Origin of the sequence: Roseibium sp. SCP14, assembly GCF_040329475.1 — a bacterium.
Classification (GTDB): Bacteria; Pseudomonadota; Alphaproteobacteria; order Rhizobiales; family Stappiaceae; genus Roseibium.
On record NZ_JBDZYH010000013.1, the window covers coordinates 126,361 to 144,341 of the forward strand.

Annotated in this window: 18 protein-coding genes; 11 read left to right on the forward strand and 7 right to left on the reverse strand. The window is 55.3% G+C overall.

What is annotated here, in order from left to right:
• Positions 1-40 precede the first annotated feature (40 nt).
• Positions 41-337, forward strand: a complete 297-nt coding sequence (locus ABLQ08_RS30840; protein ID WP_352950522.1) for a hypothetical protein — start codon at positions 41-43, stop codon at positions 335-337.
• A 52-nt stretch (positions 338-389) separates the two neighbouring features.
• Here the strand turns inward: ABLQ08_RS30840 and ABLQ08_RS30845 are convergent, their stop codons facing one another.
• Both ABLQ08_RS30845 and ABLQ08_RS30850 read right to left on the reverse strand, forming a co-directional pair.
• Positions 390-929 carry a hypothetical protein gene (locus ABLQ08_RS30845; protein ID WP_352950524.1) on the reverse strand — a complete coding sequence of 180 codons (540 nt, stop codon included), beginning with the start codon at positions 927-929 and terminating at the stop codon, positions 390-392.
• Between the two features lie 70 nt (positions 930-999).
• Positions 1,000-1,998, reverse strand: coding sequence for a helix-turn-helix domain-containing protein (locus tag ABLQ08_RS30850; protein WP_352950526.1), 999 nt, complete (start codon positions 1,996-1,998; stop codon positions 1,000-1,002).
• Between the two features lie 252 nt (positions 1,999-2,250).
• On the opposite strand from ABLQ08_RS30850, the gene ABLQ08_RS30855 reads away from it, so the two are divergent.
• The 8 genes from ABLQ08_RS30855 to ABLQ08_RS30890 all read left to right on the forward strand — a co-directional run bounded on the left by ABLQ08_RS30855 (position 2,251) and on the right by ABLQ08_RS30890 (position 10,190).
• Positions 2,251-4,224 carry a TonB-dependent receptor domain-containing protein gene (locus tag ABLQ08_RS30855; RefSeq protein WP_352950528.1) on the forward strand — a complete coding sequence of 658 codons (1,974 nt, stop codon included), beginning with the start codon at positions 2,251-2,253 and terminating at the stop codon, positions 4,222-4,224.
• 77 nt (positions 4,225-4,301) lie between these two features.
• Positions 4,302-4,589: a DUF2218 domain-containing protein gene (locus ABLQ08_RS30860; protein WP_352950530.1), complete on the forward strand. Its 288-nt coding sequence runs from the start codon at positions 4,302-4,304 to the stop codon at positions 4,587-4,589.
• 47 nt (positions 4,590-4,636) lie between these two features.
• Positions 4,637-5,059 carry a hypothetical protein gene (locus ABLQ08_RS30865; RefSeq protein WP_352950532.1) on the forward strand — a complete coding sequence of 141 codons (423 nt, stop codon included), beginning with the start codon at positions 4,637-4,639 and terminating at the stop codon, positions 5,057-5,059.
• Positions 5,060-5,068: 9 nt separating this feature from the next.
• Positions 5,069-5,782 carry a MotA/TolQ/ExbB proton channel family protein gene (locus ABLQ08_RS30870; RefSeq protein WP_352950533.1) on the forward strand — a complete coding sequence of 238 codons (714 nt, stop codon included), beginning with the start codon at positions 5,069-5,071 and terminating at the stop codon, positions 5,780-5,782.
• On the forward strand, positions 5,772-6,152 hold the full coding sequence (locus ABLQ08_RS30875) for an ExbD/TolR family protein (RefSeq protein WP_352950534.1): 381 nt from the start codon (positions 5,772-5,774) through the stop codon (positions 6,150-6,152). The genes ABLQ08_RS30870 and ABLQ08_RS30875 overlap by 11 nt, the downstream gene beginning before the upstream one ends.
• A gap of 31 nt (positions 6,153-6,183) precedes the next feature.
• On the forward strand, positions 6,184-6,576 hold the full coding sequence (locus ABLQ08_RS30880; RefSeq protein ID WP_352950536.1) for an ExbD/TolR family protein: 393 nt from the start codon (positions 6,184-6,186) through the stop codon (positions 6,574-6,576).
• A complete protein-coding gene (locus ABLQ08_RS30885; protein WP_352950538.1) occupies positions 6,573-7,718 on the forward strand; it encodes an energy transducer TonB in 1,146 nt (381 codons plus the stop codon). The genes ABLQ08_RS30880 and ABLQ08_RS30885 overlap by 4 nt, the downstream gene beginning before the upstream one ends.
• Before the next feature lie 504 nt (positions 7,719-8,222).
• On the forward strand, positions 8,223-10,190 hold the full coding sequence (locus ABLQ08_RS30890) for a TonB-dependent receptor domain-containing protein (RefSeq protein ID WP_352950540.1): 1,968 nt from the start codon (positions 8,223-8,225) through the stop codon (positions 10,188-10,190).
• 53 nt (positions 10,191-10,243) lie between these two features.
• Here ABLQ08_RS30890 and ABLQ08_RS30895 read toward each other — a convergent pair whose 3' ends face one another.
• The 5 genes from ABLQ08_RS30895 to ABLQ08_RS30915 all read right to left on the reverse strand — a co-directional run bounded on the left by ABLQ08_RS30895 (position 10,244) and on the right by ABLQ08_RS30915 (position 14,609).
• A complete protein-coding gene (locus ABLQ08_RS30895) occupies positions 10,244-11,002 on the reverse strand; it encodes an ABC transporter ATP-binding protein (protein WP_352950541.1) in 759 nt (252 codons plus the stop codon).
• Positions 10,999-11,940: an iron chelate uptake ABC transporter family permease subunit gene (locus tag ABLQ08_RS30900; RefSeq protein ID WP_352950543.1), complete on the reverse strand. Its 942-nt coding sequence runs from the start codon at positions 11,938-11,940 to the stop codon at positions 10,999-11,001. Before ABLQ08_RS30900 ends, ABLQ08_RS30895 begins: the two co-directional genes overlap by 4 nt.
• Complete coding sequence (locus ABLQ08_RS30905; RefSeq protein WP_417714971.1) at positions 11,933-12,856, reverse strand: ABC transporter permease; 924 nt, start codon at positions 12,854-12,856, stop codon at positions 11,933-11,935. The genes ABLQ08_RS30900 and ABLQ08_RS30905 overlap by 8 nt, the downstream gene beginning before the upstream one ends.
• 81 nt (positions 12,857-12,937) lie before the next feature.
• Positions 12,938-13,846 (reverse strand): siderophore ABC transporter substrate-binding protein, encoded by a 909-nt coding sequence (locus ABLQ08_RS30910; protein WP_352950547.1) that lies wholly within the window; start codon positions 13,844-13,846, stop codon positions 12,938-12,940.
• A 136-nt stretch (positions 13,847-13,982) separates the two neighbouring features.
• Positions 13,983-14,609: a TetR/AcrR family transcriptional regulator gene (locus tag ABLQ08_RS30915; protein ID WP_352950549.1), complete on the reverse strand. Its 627-nt coding sequence runs from the start codon at positions 14,607-14,609 to the stop codon at positions 13,983-13,985.
• Between the two features lie 326 nt (positions 14,610-14,935).
• On the opposite strand from ABLQ08_RS30915, the gene ABLQ08_RS30920 reads away from it, so the two are divergent.
• The gene (locus ABLQ08_RS30920; protein ID WP_352950551.1) at positions 14,936-17,059 is read left to right on the forward strand and encodes a TonB-dependent receptor; all 2,124 of its coding nucleotides are present in this window, start codon (positions 14,936-14,938) and stop codon (positions 17,057-17,059) included.
• A gap of 170 nt (positions 17,060-17,229) precedes the next feature.
• The gene (locus ABLQ08_RS30925) at positions 17,230-17,916 is read left to right on the forward strand and encodes a TetR/AcrR family transcriptional regulator (protein WP_352950553.1); all 687 of its coding nucleotides are present in this window, start codon (positions 17,230-17,232) and stop codon (positions 17,914-17,916) included.
• The last annotated feature ends 65 nt before the right edge of the window (positions 17,917-17,981 follow it).

Consider the following 17,981-nt stretch of genomic DNA (forward strand, 5'->3'; position numbering starts at 1 on the left):
GCCGGTTTTGTGTTTTCCAACCGGTATCCAGGCAGCTGTGATGGCAGGTCGACGCAAGTGGTCGTATGAAAATGTACAGGAAGTCGCGCGCTCGTTTCAAACGCGCAAGGAGTTTCGTCTGCAGGCGAGGCAGGCCTATAACGCTGCGCATCGCTATGGTTGGATGAACCGGGTCTGCAGCCACATGGAGCGCGAGCGCAAGGATTGGACATTTGAGGAGTGTCAGGAAATCGCGCGCCGTTACAACTGCCGATCGGCCTTCATGCTGGAGTCAAATGCCGCCTATCAAAGCGCTTATCGAAAAGGGTGGCTGGACCGGATTTGCGATCATATGTGATTGCGTCTCTCAGTCTGTTGCCTGGATGGCCCAACGTTCCGGTCACGAGGCTTTAGCTGCTGAACTTCAGTCTCTTTCCCGGCGCGGGACTGACGCTTTTCTCTCTACCTGGAGCAAGCGCGCTGAGGTGCCCGGCAAGCTCCTCCATTTGGGTCAGAAACCTGTTGCTGCTGACGCCTTCACACAAGATGACGGCGGTTGTCTGACGGGCCAGACCATCGCCCATCTGCACTGCCTTGAGAAGAGACATGAACTGGTGTTCGTGTTTTGCCAGCTTGTGTCGACAGCATGGGCAACCCGGATTGGTAAAGCTGAAGCAAGTCATGCGGGTCTGGCGCAACGAACGCATCGCGTTCATCACCGCCAATCCGATTTTTGCCCCTTCTTCCGGACCGAAGGTTTTGGAGCAGCTTTCAAAGGCCTCTTCCCAGGCATGGCAACCGGGATTGGCATAGCTCATGCAAAACAGTCTCAGGGAATGAAGGACGGCCTGTTCAGCAGTTGAAAGACCGATTTGCGATACCGAAACGCGTTTGTCCGCTTGTCCGTAATGGTCGTGCTTGCCATTTTCCGGTTGGTTGCTGCTTATCAAATCTGTTCTCCTGAAAACAATGTGTGAAATGCGAGTTGCGGCAGTGGTGGCTGCTCCAGGTCACAGGAAATCAACGCGTGACTTGTTTTGGTGACAGGCCGAACTCCCGTTTGAAGGCAGTTGAGAAATTGGCCGGTGACGAGTAACCGGCAATATGCGCGGCTTTGGTGATCGTGAGAGCGTCTCGTTCCAATGCTTCACGCGCCTTTTCCAGCATGAACCGGCGAATGAAGCGCGATGTTGACAGGCCATAGGTTCGGGACAACAGACGTTGAAGGGAATTGGAGCTCATCCCGGTGTGCCGCGCCAATTCGTCCGCCGTCACCCAATGACCGCGCTCTCCACTCAGGTAATGCTCGATCGCTCGCAGTTTCTGCCTGTCCTGTCCGGATCCGGACTTCGCATTGGGCTCGACCCGGTGCTCCGTAAAGTACCGGAAAGCCTCTTCCAGCAGGCCATACACGCGCGCCGTGATGTAGAGCCGGTGCTGGAACGGAGATTTTCTCGGAGCGCCGATGATCTGTTCGGCCAGACCGATGGCGTGTGCACTCGGTGTCCAGCTGAGATTGGCGAGGTTTTCTCCGGCAAATTCCTTGAAGGCGCTGAAACCGGGATCGGACAAATCCAGGTGGGCGAGGAACCATTCATGTGAAATGGCAATCGTCACCTTCTTCAAGCGGCTGCCTCTGCGCGCCTGTCTGATGAATTTTTCGCGCTGTGTCTGGGCAAAAAATGTTGCAACCGGTGACCAGTTCCGCTGTTCCGCGTCATAAACCGGCATCGGGATCTTGAAGTTGCCGATCGAGGCTTCAACCTGTCCTTCCAGAAACAGCAAAATACCGAGGCGCGGTCCCTGTTCGGATTCTATTCTGAGATCGTGAAGATCTTCGGCGTTGGAATAGTGGATCGAGAGGCCGTCCTCGATGTTCTCGAAGCCGATCGCGCCGCGCAACACCTCGTCGCCGGTGTCAAGGGAAGGTCCTAGCCAGCGCACAGGCCGGCTGCTCTCCCTGATCATGAGGTCTTCTTTGGTCACGTAGTGATTGTGATGGTCGGATTGTACGAACATGCCGGTCTGGGTTCTTCACGTTTTTCGAAAGCCTGCAGCGCCTGAGTGACTGGCTGAGCAATCCTTGAAAACCGGATGGCTTTGGCTCCTGAACGCATTTCGCAAAAGAGTTTGAGCGACTGGCAAACGCTTTCGGAATTGTCCTCACGCGGCAACCTCCTTATCAAATACATGAACTTTTAAGTCAAGTTTAAGTCTGTCCGGCGTGGCGTGGGGCCGCCGCGGCCGGACCGGTTATGGTTGGGGTTTGAAATGAAACGTGGATTTGCAAGACACGCGGCCGTCCTGGCGTCAGTCAGCACACTTGCACTCATTCCGGCAGCAGCCTGGGCGCAGGAAGCCCAGGAACTGGAAAAAATTGTCATCGAGGAAAGCGAAGCGGCGAAATTCGAGTCGCTTGAAACGAGTGTCGATATCAGCCGGGAAGATATCGAGAGGACGCAGCCGGTAGATTTGAAGCAGCTGTTTCAAACAACTCCTTCGGTCACGACGGCAGGTGGCAGTCCGGCTTCGCAGAAATTCTACGTTCACGGAATTGACCAGTCCAAGCTCAACGTGACCATTGACGGTGCCCGCCAGAAAAACAACGTCTGGCACCACAATGGCAATATCGGCATCAATCCGATGTTCCTGAAATCGGTAGGCATCAATGACGGCGTTGCTCCGGCGGATGATGGTCCCGGTGCACTGGGTGGTAGTGCCAGGTTCGAAACCGTTGATGCCGTGGATATGCTGAAGGAGGGGCAGAAACTCGGGGCGCTGGTCTCATTCGGCTATGACACCAATTCGATGACGCTTACCGGAACCGGTGCCGCTTATGGCGCAGACCAGGGATTTGAGTACCTCGGTACGCTCACCCGCGCCGAGGGTCAGGACTACGACGACGGCGACGGCTTCACGGAAGCAGGAACAGCGGCGGATCTGTGGAACGGTCTCGGTAAATTCGCTTATCAGAGCCAGGAAGGGCACCGGTTCGAGGTTTCCGGCGAATATTATCGCGACAAGGGATATCGCCGCCTTCGCACCAATATGGGCCTCGTGAGTTCCGACTTTAACAACAATCTTTACGAACGTGTGACGACGACGTTCAAATACACGCTGGAAGGAGCAGGCGGCTATTTCGATCCGGAAGTCCTGCTCTACTACAACCGGAACAAGCTGGAGCGTCCGAGCGAAGCCTACTACACGAGACCGAGCGGCGACTTTAATTCCGATCTGCAGTCCTTCGGCGGTCATCTGCAGAACCGCTTCCATTTTGCAATGGGCACAATCACTTCCGGCGTCGACTTTTATCACGATCACGCGGACATAGAGCGGTTCTGGTTTTCCACGGACGCGGACGAAACCATTTCAAATGTGGGCGGCTATGTGCAGGCCCGCCTGACGCCGATCGACAAGCTGGATGTTTCAACCGGCCTGCGCGCTGACTTTCAGAGTTATAAGGCCGTGGACGGCCAGACCTTCGACAATTTCGGCCTCTCGCCGAATGTCAATCTCGGTTACGAGATCATCGACGGGCTGACGGCCAGCGCGGGGTACTCCTATGTCTTTGGTGGCATCGAGCAGGCCGAGACTGCCCTGTTTCATGCCCGGGACTACACCTATTCGCGCGATCTCGAGCCGACAACCGCGCATAACGCAAAGGTTGGGTTGGCCTATGAGTATGGCGGGCTGACGTTTGGGGCGGATCTCTTCTACATCAAGATGTTCAATCCCGTTGCCTGGGATTATTCCAACTCCATTCGCCTGAATGGTGATGAACTCGTTTCGCAAGGCTTCGACCTTTCCGCCCGGTATGACTGGAACAATGCTTATGTTTCTGCCGCCTTCACCCATACGGATGTCCAGTATGGCGACCGGATCGCGCTTGCAGGTGACTATAACAACGCCGTACCGGTGGGGGACATGCTGGCACTTGGGGCCGGGTATACGTTCGAGGACTGGGATCTGACGGTTGGTGCGAGCGCGGAAATCGCATTCGAGTATTCGAACCAGGATCTGGAAGACAATGGTTACGAAAACCCGCTTCCCGGCTATGAAGTCGTGAATGTCTTTGCTGAATGGGCGCCGAAACTCGGGAGCACGGATTTCACGTTGCGCGGCGAGGTCAACAATCTCTTCGACGAAACCTATTACAGTCGAGGCACTTACAGCACGACCAGCCGGGTGACGCCGGTAAATTCACCGGGCCGAAGTTTCTTTTTGACAGCAACGGCAAAATTCTGAGTCAATAATTCAAGATTTTTTGTGTGGGCCGGTTTCCCCGGCTCACCTTTTTGGTGTAAGGAACGGACAGCCAGGGCATGATTATCGTCACGACGACGGCGAATACCGCCTCAGCCTCGAAATATCTCCAGCAACTTTGCAAGCACTTTGCCCACAAGGTCCCCGCAGCCTGGGATGCCACCCGAGGGGAAGTGTCTTTTCCGTTCGGCCGCTGCCGGATGGAGGCGACCGATAGCTGTTTGACCATCCGCTGCGAAACCGATGAAGACCAGAAAATGGTCCGAATGAAAGGGGTTATCGACAGTCATATCGAACGGTTCGCCTGGCGCGAAGAGCTGAAGCTCCAGTGGCAATCTGCGGAATGAACTTCACGGATTGACCGGTTCTCAACTTCAACAGGGAGAGCGCGCAGATGAAAAGACATTTGATTTCGTCCCTTTTTCTGGCAGCCAGCCTGGTTGCTCCGGCAGCCTTTGCGCAGTCGCCGGATGCCATAACGATCCAGCTCAATACCGCGGAAACCGCAGGAGATGCCTGTCGGTTGACCTTTGTGATCCGCAACCAGATGTCCTCTCCCGTCGATGCACTCGGACTGGATCTGGTCATGTTCGATCAATCCGAAGGTGTTTCGGGCTATGCGGCGGTTGATTTCGGCGCGATGCCATCGGGCAAGACCGTCGTGCGCCAGTATGATGTCGGAACAGGCGCCTGTTCGGACATTTCGCGCGTTTTGCTGAACGAAGTCCGTGCCTGCCAGGTGGCCAGTGGCCCGTTGCCGGACTGCCTGTCGAAGCTGCAAATCACTTCCCGGTCCGAAATCGACTTCATCTTGTAGAGACCTGTCATGCCTTTTGAACTCGCGTCCTTAATGCCGCCGTTTCTGTCTTCGCTTGCAGGGTTGGTCGATCAGGGCGGCCCTGTTGTCATGCTTTTGCTTGTACTGTCCGTGATTGCCGTTGCCTTGATTGCGGCAAAGGTGCTGCAATTCGCGCTTCTGGGGGCCGGGCGCTTTTCCGGTGCTCGCAAGGCCTTGAGGTTGTGGCTTGATGGCCGACAGCAGGACGCTCAGATCACTGCTGCCGGAAGCAGCTCCGTTCTTTCCGATGTCATGTTGAAGCTTATCAAGGGCGCCGGCCAGCCGGACGCTGACAAGGAGCTTCTGAAGGAAGATGTCGAGCGCATCTGCATCCAGCGCATCAACGGTCTTCGGGCCTACCTGCGCCCGCTGGACATGATCGCTCAGACGGCTCCGCTGATCGGTCTGCTTGGAACTGTTCTTGGTATGATCGAAGCATTTCAGGCCATGCAGGGTGCCGGAGCCGCTGTCGATCCATCAGTGCTTGCCGGAGGGATCTGGGTGGCGTTGCTGACGACTGCTGTCGGTCTCGCCGTCGCAATTCCCGTCTCGGCCGTTGTCGGCTGGTTCGACAGCCGTATTGAAGCCGTGCAATCGGAAATGGATGCGCTGGTGACGGCCTTCTTCACCGGGGCTGTCGCTGAACGCGGAACAGCACGGGTCGTTCCGCTTGAGCTCTCGGAGCCGAGGCATGCAAGTTAAGCCAAGAGCAAAGCGGCGGCCGGTCGGGCTGACTTCGCTGATCGATGTCATTTTCCTGCTGCTGCTCTTCTTCATGCTCGCGTCCAGTTTTACGCGTTATCAGTCGTTGGATGTCTCAAGCGGCGGACAGGGGGGCGGTGCCGACATAAAGCCCGCCTATCTTCGCATTCATGCATCCGAGAAAATCGACTTGAACGGTGTGCCGATGAGCAAGGCTGAAATGGCCGGGCGGTTCGCCGACCTCACGAACAAGGAAAACATGGTCATCGCGATCTGGTCCGGGCCCGAAGCCAATGTCCAGGACGTCGTCGATGTCATGTCCGCAGCGCGGCAGAGCGGTTTGAGGACCGTTCTGGTCACCGGAAATTAATCTTAGGAACCTGTGAGACGCTTTCATGCGCATGCGACAGCAACATAAACGTGAGCCGGCGGAAAGCACGATACCGTTGATCAACGTCGTGTTCCTGATGCTGATCTTCTTCCTGTTTGCAGGTTCCATTGCAAAGGACGATGCCCGCCAGATCGAGCCGCCCTTGAACATCCTGGAAGACGAAACCATCCGCTCCACAGGAGCGCTGATTGTCGATCCGGAAGGCAAGACCTTTTTCGGAGAAACCGAGGTTACGATTGTCGACTGGCTGGCCGAACAGGAGGCCGGTGAGGAAGCCGGAGGGCCATTGAAGATCGCGGCCGACGGAACCCTGAAGGCGGACGCTCTGGAAAAGGTCATCCAGGACCTCAAGGCCGCAGGACGAACGGACATCGTCCTGATTACAAGAAGGGGCTCGAAATGAGGTTTCTTCGCTTTTTCATCGCCGGAGTTCTGATATCCGTGCTTGCCCATGGCGCCGGGTCCGCTTACTTCGCCGAAAATCCTGACGAGGTGTCCGTGGCAGCCTCCCAGGGTGGTGGGGTTTCCGTCATTGGCTCGATCGAAGACCTCGTTCTCGGTAGTCGGGTACAGGAGGTGGTGCCGGAAGAAACCGCCGAAGAACTGGAACCGGAAACCGAAATGGTTGAAGAGGTTCGTGAGCCGGTGAAAGTCGCCAGGGTCGAACCTCCTGTCACTACAAGTGCCGTAACCCCGGTTGAAGTTGAAACGGCAAAACCCGTTGTGAACGAGGTCACTGCCCCGGTGATTGCAGGAGTGACTTCGACGGACGTCGTGACCGCAGTTGAAATTCAGGAAGAAGTGAAACCTGAAGAAACACAGGTTGAGAGAGCGCAGACAAAACCGGTCGAAAAAATCGAGCCGGAAGTGTCGCCTGCGAAGCCTGTTGTCCCGGAAACGGTCGCAAGTCAGGTGCCGGTATCAGAACCTCTGAAAAGCGAACCGGTAAAGGAACAAAAACCAATTGAAATCGCGAAGGCGGTTCAACCCGAGCTGACAGAATTGCAGGAACCGGTTGAGCCTGAAGCCGAAACGCTGGAAGAGGTATCCGAGCCTCTGCAAGAGGTGACGAAAACACCGCTCAAAAAGCCCGAACCACCCAAACGGCAAGTCGAGAAGGTTGAGAAAAAGAAGCCGGTCAAGCAGGCGAAAAGGAGAGGGGCAGAAGTCAGCTCTCGCAAGGGTGGTGAGCGTGTCACCAGCAAGACGGCCCGTTCCAACGCAAATGGCCGTGCGGATGCGACAACAAATGATGGTGGGACCAAAGCCAGGTCCAACTACAAGGGCAAAGTCCAGGTCAAGCTGCGGCGGGCCAAGAACCGGGCCGCAAAAAAGCGTCGGCGTGGACAGAGCGGTGTCGTCAGCATATCGTTCCTGATTTCAAGGAATGGCGGCGTGTCCAACGTGCGCCTGATAAAAACATCGGGCCATTCAAATCTCGACAACGCGATCATTCGACTGGTGAGTTCCATGCGCATGCCCAAGTTTCCGAGCGATATCAGGGAAAACAGCATGCGGATGAGAGTCCCGTTCTCGTTCGAATAGACCCCGAACTCCTTCATTCGATGTTTGACACAGTTTTCTGTCAGGACGGTTTTTCTTTGAACTGTTTCCTGAAGCGGGGATTGATCGTTTCAACGTGCATCTATTTATCGGAGCCGCAGGTTTCAGACCGGACCCTGTAGCTCCGCTATCGATGAAGTTCGTGCTGTTTTTGGATTCTTTCCTCAAACGGCAACGGCACGATGCCGAGTTCAAAACTTCGATCGGCGTTAGCGGCACCAGCCTGCCGGTCCCATTTCTGAGCTGTTTCCTTCAAGATTCGATCATTCTGTTCGTCTGCGTTTTAGCTGTCGTTCTGGCAGGCCATCACCGGCAACAGCCCTCCAATCAGGCGCCCTAAAACAATATTTCAAACAGTGTTTTACATGAGTTAAATTCTCATATATATAACTCGCACGCCGTTCCTGTGGGGGCGGCTCACGCCAATTTCGGCTGTCCTGCCGATTTCAGCTGCACTCGAGACATTCATAGATAAGGGACCTGACCATGCTTGATCGCGTGCGTCTTTCGCTGCTGCTTACAGGCACAGTTTTACAATCGGCGCTATTAGCGGGGGGCTCAGCCGCTCAAGACGCACCAGACACTGCAACTGCTCAGGATGAGACAACGCTGGACACGATCCGGTTGTTTCCCAACGAACCTGATCGCTTCGACAAGCATCAAGGGGCGGCTGACAGAGCCCAGTCCATCTACATTCCGCTTGAAGAAATTCAACGGACCGATCCGCAGAACCTGCGAGATGTTTTTGCCGGCAACGCATCTATTTCGGTCGGTGGAGCAATTCCGATTGCGCAGAAAGTGTTCGTGAACGGTATCGATGAAAACAACCTTGCGGTTTCAATCGATGGCGTGCCTCAGGGAAATCGCATCTTCCACCATACCAATACGAACTACATTGACCCTGCGATGCTGAAATCGGTCAGAGTGGATCCGGCGGTTGCCCCGGCTGATGCCGGATTTGCGGCCCTTGGTGGCTCGATCGTTTATGAAACGGTTGATGTTCAGGACTTGCTGATCAAGGACCGGAACTACGGTGCCTTTGCAACTGTCAGTTACGAGACAAATGGCAATACTTTTACCGAAAGTGGCGCTGCATACGGCAAATACGGTGGATTTGAACTGCTCGGATACGCAAAGTTTGCCAACGGCGACGACTATGAAAACGGCGACGGTTTCACCGTGCCGGGGACTGCGGCAGACTTTTACAGTGTGCTCGGAAAAGGCGCATTTGAGATAGACAATGGATACCGCCTGGAACTCAGCGCCCAGCAGGTTCGGGATGACTCTTTGCGACCCTACCGTGCGAATATAGGCGGTATCGGCGGTAACTACGTGACGCGCGTCTACGACATTACCCGCAAGAATTTTTCCATCAACTTCAACCGTGACTACACGGAAGGGCTTTGGAACCCGCAAGCCGTTATCGGCTACAGCGGAAATGACTACAAAGTTCCTGAACCCTACGGAAGTGAGGGCTCCGGCAGCACCTGGACTGCAAAAGTTGAAAACGTCTTTGCGTTTACGGAAGACAATTCCCTAACTGTCGGTGCAGATCTTATTTCGCAGCTAGGTGACTATTACGATCCCGCTGAAACCTATCAGGAGAAGCTGACAAATGTCGGCGCCTATGCCCAGGCGCGTGTCAAAGCGTTCGAACGCGTAAACCTGTCCTTTGGCGGGCGTGCGGACAGCAACCGCTTCGAAGGAAAAGACGGAACCACGCTCGACAATTTCGGACTGAGCGGAAACGCATTTGCTGAAGTGGACGTCTATGGCGGTTTCTCGGTAAATGCCGGCTATTCCAACGTCTTCGGCGGCATTGACCTCGAAGAGACCTTTGAGTACTGGCGGCCGTGGGACTACTCAAACCTGAAGCCGGTCCGTTCCGACAACATGACCGCAGGCATAAAATACAAGCATGAAGGCTGGTTTGCGGAAGGCAACGTCTTCAACACGCGCTTCCGGGACTATCGTGACGGCGACGGTAATGTCAATTTCAGCAGTTGGGGTTTCAATCTTGCAGGGGGCTATAATTGGGGGAATGGTTTTGCCAAACTCTCATACGCTGATACACGTCTCAGCCTCTCGAACGCTCAGTTGGAGTCCTACTATCTGATCAATATCGGGGCAGGTACCGGTCAGATCATATCCGGCGAAATCGCTCATACCTTCGATCGATTCGATTTGACGCTTGGCGCAACCCTTGACGCTGCCCTTGAATATGATGGTTTCGTGTCGGCGGGATACGACAAGATCGACCCTTATACGGTTGTGAATGCCTATGCCGAATACAAGCCGGAGCAATTCGATTTCCTGAGTGTCAGGTTTGAAGCCAGCAACATCTTCGACGAAACGTATTCGGATCGCGCGACGTATGGCGGTGAGTACGAGTCCGTAACGCCGCTTTACGAACCTGGCCGGTCGTTCCGGCTTACCGCCAAACTGCGATACTGAACCCGAAATGCTTCAAAAGACAGCGAGAACGCCGGCCTGTGAGCCGGCGTTTTTCATGCATGATGCAGTGCTACCTTCGTGCCGTCCACCATCCTGATCCTGACCGGCATGTCGTAGATCTGCGCAAGGTTTTCTTCGGTCATGAAGGTTTCGGTCTTCGATTTGACCGCCACTTCGCCATTTTTCAGAGCCACGATCGTGTCAGCATGCGCCGCGGCGTAGTTGATCTCATGCAGCACCACCACAATCGTCTTTCCGTGATTGTCGGCCAGGTCCCGGAGCTGATGCATCAGGTTTCGGGCGAAATGCATGTCGAGATTGTTCAAGGGCTCGTCCAGGAGCAGGTACTCGGTGTCCTGGGCATAGGCCATGGCCACCAGAACACGCTGACGCTGGCCGCCTGACAGTTCGTCAATGAACCTTTCGGACAGATCCGTCAGGTCGAATATTTCCAGTGCTTGTGCAACCTTCTCGTGATCCTGCCGGGTAGCACGACCCTGATGATGCGGAAAGCGGCCGAAACCGACCATGTCGCGAACCGAAATCCTGGAGGCAACATGAGTATCCTGCCGCAGGATGGCGAGCTTTTTCGCAAGATCCCTCGAAGCGGTTCGGCGAATGTCCAGACCGTCGAAGGTGATGCTCCCGGATTGCAGAGGCAGCAATCGTGCCATGAGCGCGAACAGCGTGGACTTTCCGGCGCCATTAGGGCCGATCAATGCTGTGATGCCGCCCTTTTGCAGCGTCAAGGACACATCATTGAGGATAAGAGACCTGCCGTGATGAAAGGTGACATTTTCGATTTCAATCAAGTCCGGACCTTTCTCAGGATCAGGAAGAGAAACACCAGACCGCCGAGGAACTCGATCACGATACTCAAGGTGGCGCTCATGCCGAGGACGCGTTCAAACACCGCCTGACCGCCGACCAGAACCGTTATCGCAATCAGGCTTGCCACGATGAAAACCGGGCCGTGATGATGGGTTTTGACGACCTCGTAGCTGATTGCGCTGACCAGCAGACCAAAAAATGTGACCGGACCGACGAGCGCGGTCGAGGTTGCCACCAGAGCCGTCACGAGCGTGAGACCCACCAGCAATTCGCGCCGGTAATTGATCCCAAGGTTTATCGCCTGATCCCGTCCGAGTGCCATGACGTCAAGAATGTGGCGTTTGCGCCAGACAAGGGCACAGCAGGCCAACACAAGCGGAAGGGCGATCATCAGCAGGCTGGTGTCGACACGGTTGAAGCTAGCAAAGAGCGATCCTTGCAGGACGGCAAATTCGTTGGGGTCGATGAGCCGCTGCAGGAGGCTTGTCAGGCTGCGGAACAGGACACCGAACACAACACCAACCAGCAGCATGCGAAAGAGATCCTGCAACCCCTGCCCAAGGAGACTGCCGAACAGCAGCAATGCAGCGGAGGACAGCAGCAATAGCTCAAGCGCGAATTTCATTTCCGGGTGAAGGGAGACGTAGCCAAGACCTCCCAGCAGAAACACCAGAGTGGTTTGCAGGAGAATGTAGAGCGCGTCGAAGCCCATGATCGAAGGCGTCAGAATGCGATTGCTCGTCAACGTCTGAAACACGATGGTCGCGACCGCGACCGCGATTCCGACGATGACCAATGCCACCAGTTTTGTGCCGCGAAATGTGAGAATGAACCCCCAATTGCCGCGGGCTCCCAAAACCATGAAGGCAAGGATGGAAAGCGCGGCGCAGCCGCCCAGAAACAGGAATTTTCTAGCCACGGCGCGCTGGCCTCGCGAACAGGAGCCACAGGAAAACACCGGCACCGAGAACTCCGAAAACCGTTCCTGCCGGAACTTCATACGGATAGCGGATCAGCCGGCCGAAAAGGTCGCTCGCCAGAACGAAAAAACCGCCGGTCAGGGCGACGAGCGGCAAAGTTGCGCGGGCATTGTCTCCCCGGTAACGGCTGACGATGTTGGGCACCACCAACCCGACAAAGGGCAGCATGCCGACGGTCAGCACCGTGAAAGAGGTGATCAGCGCAACAATGCTCAAGCCGGCGATCAACACGGCACGATAATTCAGGCCAAGACCGATTGCGGCGTCCTTGCCAAACCCGGCGACGGTGAACTGGTCGGCAAACAGATAAGCGATCAGTGCCACGGCGCCTGAGGCCCACAACAGTTCGTAACGCCCCTGAAGCACGCCTGAGAACTCGCCGTTCATCCAGATCGACAGGTACTGAAGCAGGTCGTATTCGTAAGCAATGAAGGCCGTAATCGCAGCGACAACACCGCCGTAAACGATGCCGGTGAGAGGCACGAGCAGAGGTTGTGTGGGGGGGAGTTTCTGTACAAGTGCCAGGAAGAGGGCTGTCCCGCCAAAGGCGGCTGCACTGGACATTGCCATTTTTGTGAAAACGGATGCCTCCGGCGCTAAAAGCAGCATCGCGAGGAGGCCGAGCGCGGCGCATTCGGCCGTGCCTGTGGTCGCCGGTTCGACAAAGCGGTTTCTCACCAGCATCTGCATGATGACACCCGCAACAGCCAATGAGGAACCTGCGAGTATGGCGGCAAGCGTTCTTGGGAGGCGCGAGACGATCAACAACTCTCCGGAGTTCCCGCCTTGAAAGAGCTCGACCAGGGATACATTCGCAGCCCCGGTCGCAAGACTTCCGAGGATCAGACCGACCATGCCGGTCGTCAGGACGGCCGGCCAAAGCGCGGAAGCAAGGCGAGTGGCTGCGAATGGCAACATCAGGCGGCTGACGTCCGGTTACTCGGATTTCGCGAACGCCGCGGACAGATCCTGTAGCGTGTCCACCAGAGACTGATAACCGCCCGCGGCGATATAGACCTTCGATGCGTCGAGATAGATGACTTGCCCTGATTTCCAGGCGGTTGTTTCGGCAACCAGCTTGTTGTCGAGCGTTTCTGCAGCCAGAGCGGCATCGTCGCCGATAGCCGCGGCGCGGTCGATAACAATCAGCCAGTCAGGGTTGGCGTCGCGAATGAACTCGAACGAGACGGCTTCACCATGCGTCGATGCCTTGACGTCTTCGATGACGGGCTCAATGCCAAGTTCGGTGTGCAACCAGCCAAATCGGGAATCCTTGCCGTAAACACTCAGCTTTGGGCCGTTTGTCAGAACGATGAGCGCTTTTCCGGCATCCGCGGTTTGCGCCTTCACAGCATCGACTGCAGCCGTCAGATCTTCTTCCAGCTTGCGCGCAGTTTGTTCCTTGTCGAAAACTGCTCCGTATGCGTTCAGCCGCGCTTTGGCCTGATCCAGGAGGCCATCACCCCAGATTGTCATGTCTATGGTGGGAGCAAACTCGGACAGGGCTTCAACCTGCTTGGACGAACGTCCGCCTGCAACGATCAGTTCGGGCTGGAGTGCATTGACAGCTTCAAAGTCCGGCTCAAATAGCGTGCCGATCTTCTCGGCACCTGCAGCCGTCTCTTGCAGGTAGTCGACGTAAACCCGCTCAGGAGTGCCGGCGATCTGAACACCGAGCGCGCGCAGAGTATCCAGGGCCGCGATATCAAAAACCGCGACTGTCCCGGGGCGGAAGGGCGTGGTGACAATGCCTGTGGCGGTCTCGATCGAAACCGTCTCCGCCTGAGCTGCTGTTGTGCTTAGTCCCACGGCAACAAAAAGGGTTGCCCAACGGAATGCGCGCATGGTCGTCTCCATTTCTGGACGCCTGGCTATTCCAAGGGATTGGCTGAGCGTTTGCTTGGTTGGTCGACTTTGACAAGTCGAGCTCTGAGGTTGTCTGGTGATGCCAAAAACAGGCTTGTTTTTCAATAGTGGAACGTCAACTGGCGTCCGCAAATCGCCGCATGTAGGCTTCTATCCCGGCGACCAGAAACTCCCTGACCGCAGAAAACAGGATTTCGTTCTTGTGTTCCGGGTTCATTGCGATCATCGCTGTCACGGAGGCGGTGAACATCAATCCCATGAGAACGGGGATCTCGAGTGATTTTCGGCGCTCTTCGGGAACGGAATACGCCAGCAGGCTGACCATCTTGGTAATGCCGGGTGCATGGTAGTCCTGAGCCCGCTCCAAGACGACTTCCTGCTCTGCAGAAGCTCGCTGAATGAGGAGAATGAAGGGGTCGAGCTGACCGGTCTCTCCGTCAAATCCGAGATGGGCCAGGGCATCGAAGTAAGCGCCGGTCAGCTCCCGGATATCGGGGACGTGTCCGTTGGTTTTCGTTTCAACGTCGGAAACCCTGGCAAGCAACTCGGCATCGAGTTGCGTGAACCGGTTCTTCAACAGTTCGAGCAGCAATTCACTTTTGCTGCCGAAGTAGTAGTTTACCGAGGCAACATTGGCGTTCGAGGCATCCGTGATCTCGCGCACCGAAGTCGCGGCGATGCCTTTTTCAGCCATCAGTCTTTCTGCATTTTTCAAAAGGCGTTGCGGTGTTGATTCCGGCACGGCGTCTTCTCCTCGGTCCAGTTGCCGATTTAGACTGTTTGAAAGGATATTTCAAACACTGTTTGAGGGGCGGGTGTCGATGTTTCGCTCCCGGTTGACGAGCCGCTGAAACAGTTCCGCTTCACCTGGTTGGCGTTAATATATTGTTTTCATTGATTAACAAATATCGATGCGTAAGCGTGTTCCATTTTTGCAACGGCGTAGCTGTAACGTGAGTAAATGCTCATAATAATACTTGCGTGTAGAACTCAGGATTTATAAACCACCCTTGAAAAATATTTCCAAGCCAAAAGCCAGGATGACCGAAAAAGTGGGCACGAGGGCACATGTTGAAATATTCCGGCTTGGTAACGGCTGCACTCCTTGCGGCTGTTCAAGGGGCATCCGCACAAGATCTGACATTGGAAGAAGAACCTGCGCTCAGCACTGAAGATGCGACGCTTCTCGACCTGATCGTGATCAAATCCGCTACCCGGACCGAAACACCGATATCGGAAGCGACTGTATCAGTCTCCGTGGTGACGGAGGATCAGGTTCAGCGACAGTCAAACATCAACTCCAACATCGGTCAGATACTGTCGAAGACCGTTCCCGGGTTTGGCCAGTCGACCGAAAACCTGACCGAGTACGGCCAAACTCTGCGAGGCCGCAACTTTCTCACCCTGATCGACGGTGTTCCGCAAACGAACAACCTGAACAACAACTACCGGGCACTCAACAGCATCAGCACGACAGCCATCCAGCAGATCGAGGTCGTGCGCGGGGCGACTGCGGCTTATGGATTTGGAGCTCCGGGCGGTCTGGTCAACATCATCACGAAGCAGCCGGATGACGGCGAATTCAATGCGCAGCTCAGCGTTGGCATAAAGGCGTCTCCTTCCAGCCTGACCGAGTCCTTTTCCTACCTGACCGAGGCGGGGGCATCCGGAGCAAAGAACGGTTTCTTCTATCTCGCCAATGGAAGCTTCGAAGATACCGGATCTTCGTTCACGGCAGACGGGGAGCGACGTCCGCCTGACTCCTTCGGTTCGCAAGGCGGGACCGATGACATCATGGCCTATAACTTCCTCGGAAAGCTTGGCTATGAGCATGAGAGCCACAAGATCCAGATCAGCGCCAACAGGTATCGATACTGGCAGGACAGCGACTGGGCTGGCGTCGTTTCAGGCGGCAGCAGGCAAAATGGCACAAGTGCGATGCCCTCCAAGGGAAACCTGAACACCCGCACACCCGGTATCGACAATCTGACGATCAACGGCACCTATACGAACGACGACATTCTGGGTGGAACGTTTGAACTGCAGAGCTATTACAATGACAATACGACGACCTTCACCCGAACGGAGTTTCTGGGGCAACAATACGACCAATATGAAACAGAGTCTCAGAAGGTTGGAGGTCGGGCGACATTCGATACGCCGTTCCCCTGGGACCGCCTGCCGATTGATATCGTCTGGGGTCTGGATGTTCTGAATGACCAGACCAACATCAATCCCATTGACGGGCCAACCGGCGCACCCAAATACGACCTCACCGGAGTAGCGCCATTCGCCCAGGTGCGCGCAGACCTCTTTGATGATCGGGCTATTCTGACTGCCGGTGTCCGCTATGAACACCTTTCGGTCGATATCACCGATTTCACCAACGATAGTGGTAATGCGGTCAAGGGTGGCAACCTGACTTTCCGCGAGCCTTTGTTCAACATTTCAGGATCCTTCGATATCAACGACACATTCACGGTGTTCGGCGGTTTCTCGCAAGGGTTCCAGCTAGGTGATCTCGGTCGCGTTCTCTACAATAGTCCCGGCTTTACCAACATTTCGCAGTTGGAAGAAAAGGGTCAGAAAACAGACAGTTACGAACTCGGCCTGCGCGCGGTTGGTAGCGTCTGGGACGCCTCGGTGACCGGCTTCTACAACAAGTCAAACAATGGTGTGACCTATAGCGCCGACCTCGACATCGTGCTGTCGCCTGAACAGATCTGGGGGGTCGAAATTGCGGCCAACTATGAAGCGACAGATCAGATCACTGTGGGAGGCACTCTCACCTGGCTTGAAGGCGAGTACGACACTGATGGCGACGGAAAATATGACTCCGACCTCGGCTCTGACCGTATTGCTCCGCTCAAGCTGACAGGATATGTCGAGTATGCTCCCCGGGACTGGGCCAATTTCCGCCTCCAGGGCCTTTACTCCGGTAGCCGGAATCCTGATAGCGAGCAGTTCACCGGCCTGGAGTCCATTGACCCTTACTTCGTGATGGATGCGTTTGCCGATTTCCAGGTGAATGAAAGCTCGAAATTATCCTTCGGGGTGGAGAACATCCTGAACGCGGACTACGTCCCTGTCCTGCAACAGGCCTATTCCGTGGAAGCGTACGGATATGACGACTATTATTACGTGAAGGCGCCGGGAACGACGTTTTCCGCAAAGTACTCCGTCAAATTCTGATTCAATCCGAACTCCACAAAGATGCACAAGGGTTTCGCCGGTTTCCGGCGGAGCCCTTTTTCTGACCTGTTCTGCTCTGGTTTACCTTCCTACCGGCCGAGACGTTGGTGTACTTACGTCAGGCACACTTTTCTGACGGAAGGATCTTTGCCCCTCCGGTCAGGATTGCTATGCCTGATCTCTCAGGACCAACCAGGAGGGGGATCGCTTTGCCGATAGCCGAGGAAAAATCCGTCGCCCGGCGAAACATTGCCACTCAGCGGCGCTCTAAAGACAAGGTTCAGCGTATTCTCGACACGACACTTGCCATGTTGAGTGCCGGTCCTGCGGACAAGATCACGACCAACGAGATTGCCAAAAACGCCGGCATCAGCATCGGAACGCTCTATCACTACTTCCCGAAGAAAGAAGCGATCTTCTACGAGTTGTTTCGCCGTTGGCTTCAGCAGACGCTGGATCTTCTCGATGGCGTCGACGCCCGGTTCGATGGTTCGGAAAACCTCGAAGATTATGTCGATGCGATCTTCGAGCGGCTGTCCAGGGATGAGGAAATCAATTCGCCCGGGCACTGGCAGCTTCGCCGCGCAATGGGCAGCTCGCGTGAACTGGCTGAGCTCGAGGCGCATCACCAGAAGGAAGTGACGCAAAGACTGATCTCGTTTCAAAAAAGGTTCGGAAGAGAGATCAGCGAGCAACAGGCCGGTGCGCTCGCCTATCTGCAAAACCAGGTCTCCGTAGCCTGTCTTTCTGCGGCGGCTCTATATGGGTCACGACCTGAAGGACGTGAAGTTTTGCAGTGGTGCAGGAAGACATTGCATCTTGTCTACGATATTGAACGGCTCAGCGATAAGTTGTAAAATATTGATATTTAAAAGAAAAATAAATTATTCGAGTTTTTGCTCAATATTCTTGATTTGTTGAG

Excerpts from the sequence above, each read along its gene's own strand:
- ABLQ08_RS30885 (WP_352950538.1), top strand. The coding sequence starts at position 6,573 with ATGAGGTTTCTTCGCTTTTTCATCGCCGGAGTTCTGATATCCGTGCTT.
- ABLQ08_RS30840 (WP_352950522.1), top strand. The coding sequence starts at position 41 with ATGGCAGGTCGACGCAAGTGGTCGTATGAAAATGTACAGGAAGTCGCG.
- ABLQ08_RS30870 (WP_352950533.1), top strand. The coding sequence starts at position 5,069 with ATGCCTTTTGAACTCGCGTCCTTAATGCCGCCGTTTCTGTCTTCGCTT.
- ABLQ08_RS30855 (WP_352950528.1), top strand. The coding sequence starts at position 2,251 with ATGAAACGTGGATTTGCAAGACACGCGGCCGTCCTGGCGTCAGTCAGC.
- ABLQ08_RS30875 (WP_352950534.1), top strand. The coding sequence starts at position 5,772 with ATGCAAGTTAAGCCAAGAGCAAAGCGGCGGCCGGTCGGGCTGACTTCG.
- ABLQ08_RS30910 (WP_352950547.1), bottom strand. The coding sequence starts at position 13,846 with ATGCGCGCATTCCGTTGGGCAACCCTTTTTGTTGCCGTGGGACTAAGC.
- ABLQ08_RS30925 (WP_352950553.1), top strand. The coding sequence starts at position 17,230 with ATGCCTGATCTCTCAGGACCAACCAGGAGGGGGATCGCTTTGCCGATA.
- ABLQ08_RS30920 (WP_352950551.1), top strand. The coding sequence starts at position 14,936 with ATGTTGAAATATTCCGGCTTGGTAACGGCTGCACTCCTTGCGGCTGTT.
- ABLQ08_RS30860 (WP_352950530.1), top strand. The coding sequence starts at position 4,302 with ATGATTATCGTCACGACGACGGCGAATACCGCCTCAGCCTCGAAATAT.
- ABLQ08_RS30890 (WP_352950540.1), top strand. The coding sequence starts at position 8,223 with ATGCTTGATCGCGTGCGTCTTTCGCTGCTGCTTACAGGCACAGTTTTA.
- ABLQ08_RS30865 (WP_352950532.1), top strand. The coding sequence starts at position 4,637 with ATGAAAAGACATTTGATTTCGTCCCTTTTTCTGGCAGCCAGCCTGGTT.
- ABLQ08_RS30905 (WP_417714971.1), bottom strand. The coding sequence starts at position 12,856 with ATGGTCGGTCTGATCCTCGGAAGTCTTGCGACCGGGGCTGCGAATGTA.
- ABLQ08_RS30880 (WP_352950536.1), top strand. The coding sequence starts at position 6,184 with ATGCGACAGCAACATAAACGTGAGCCGGCGGAAAGCACGATACCGTTG.
- ABLQ08_RS30850 (WP_352950526.1), bottom strand. The coding sequence starts at position 1,998 with ATGTTCGTACAATCCGACCATCACAATCACTACGTGACCAAAGAAGAC.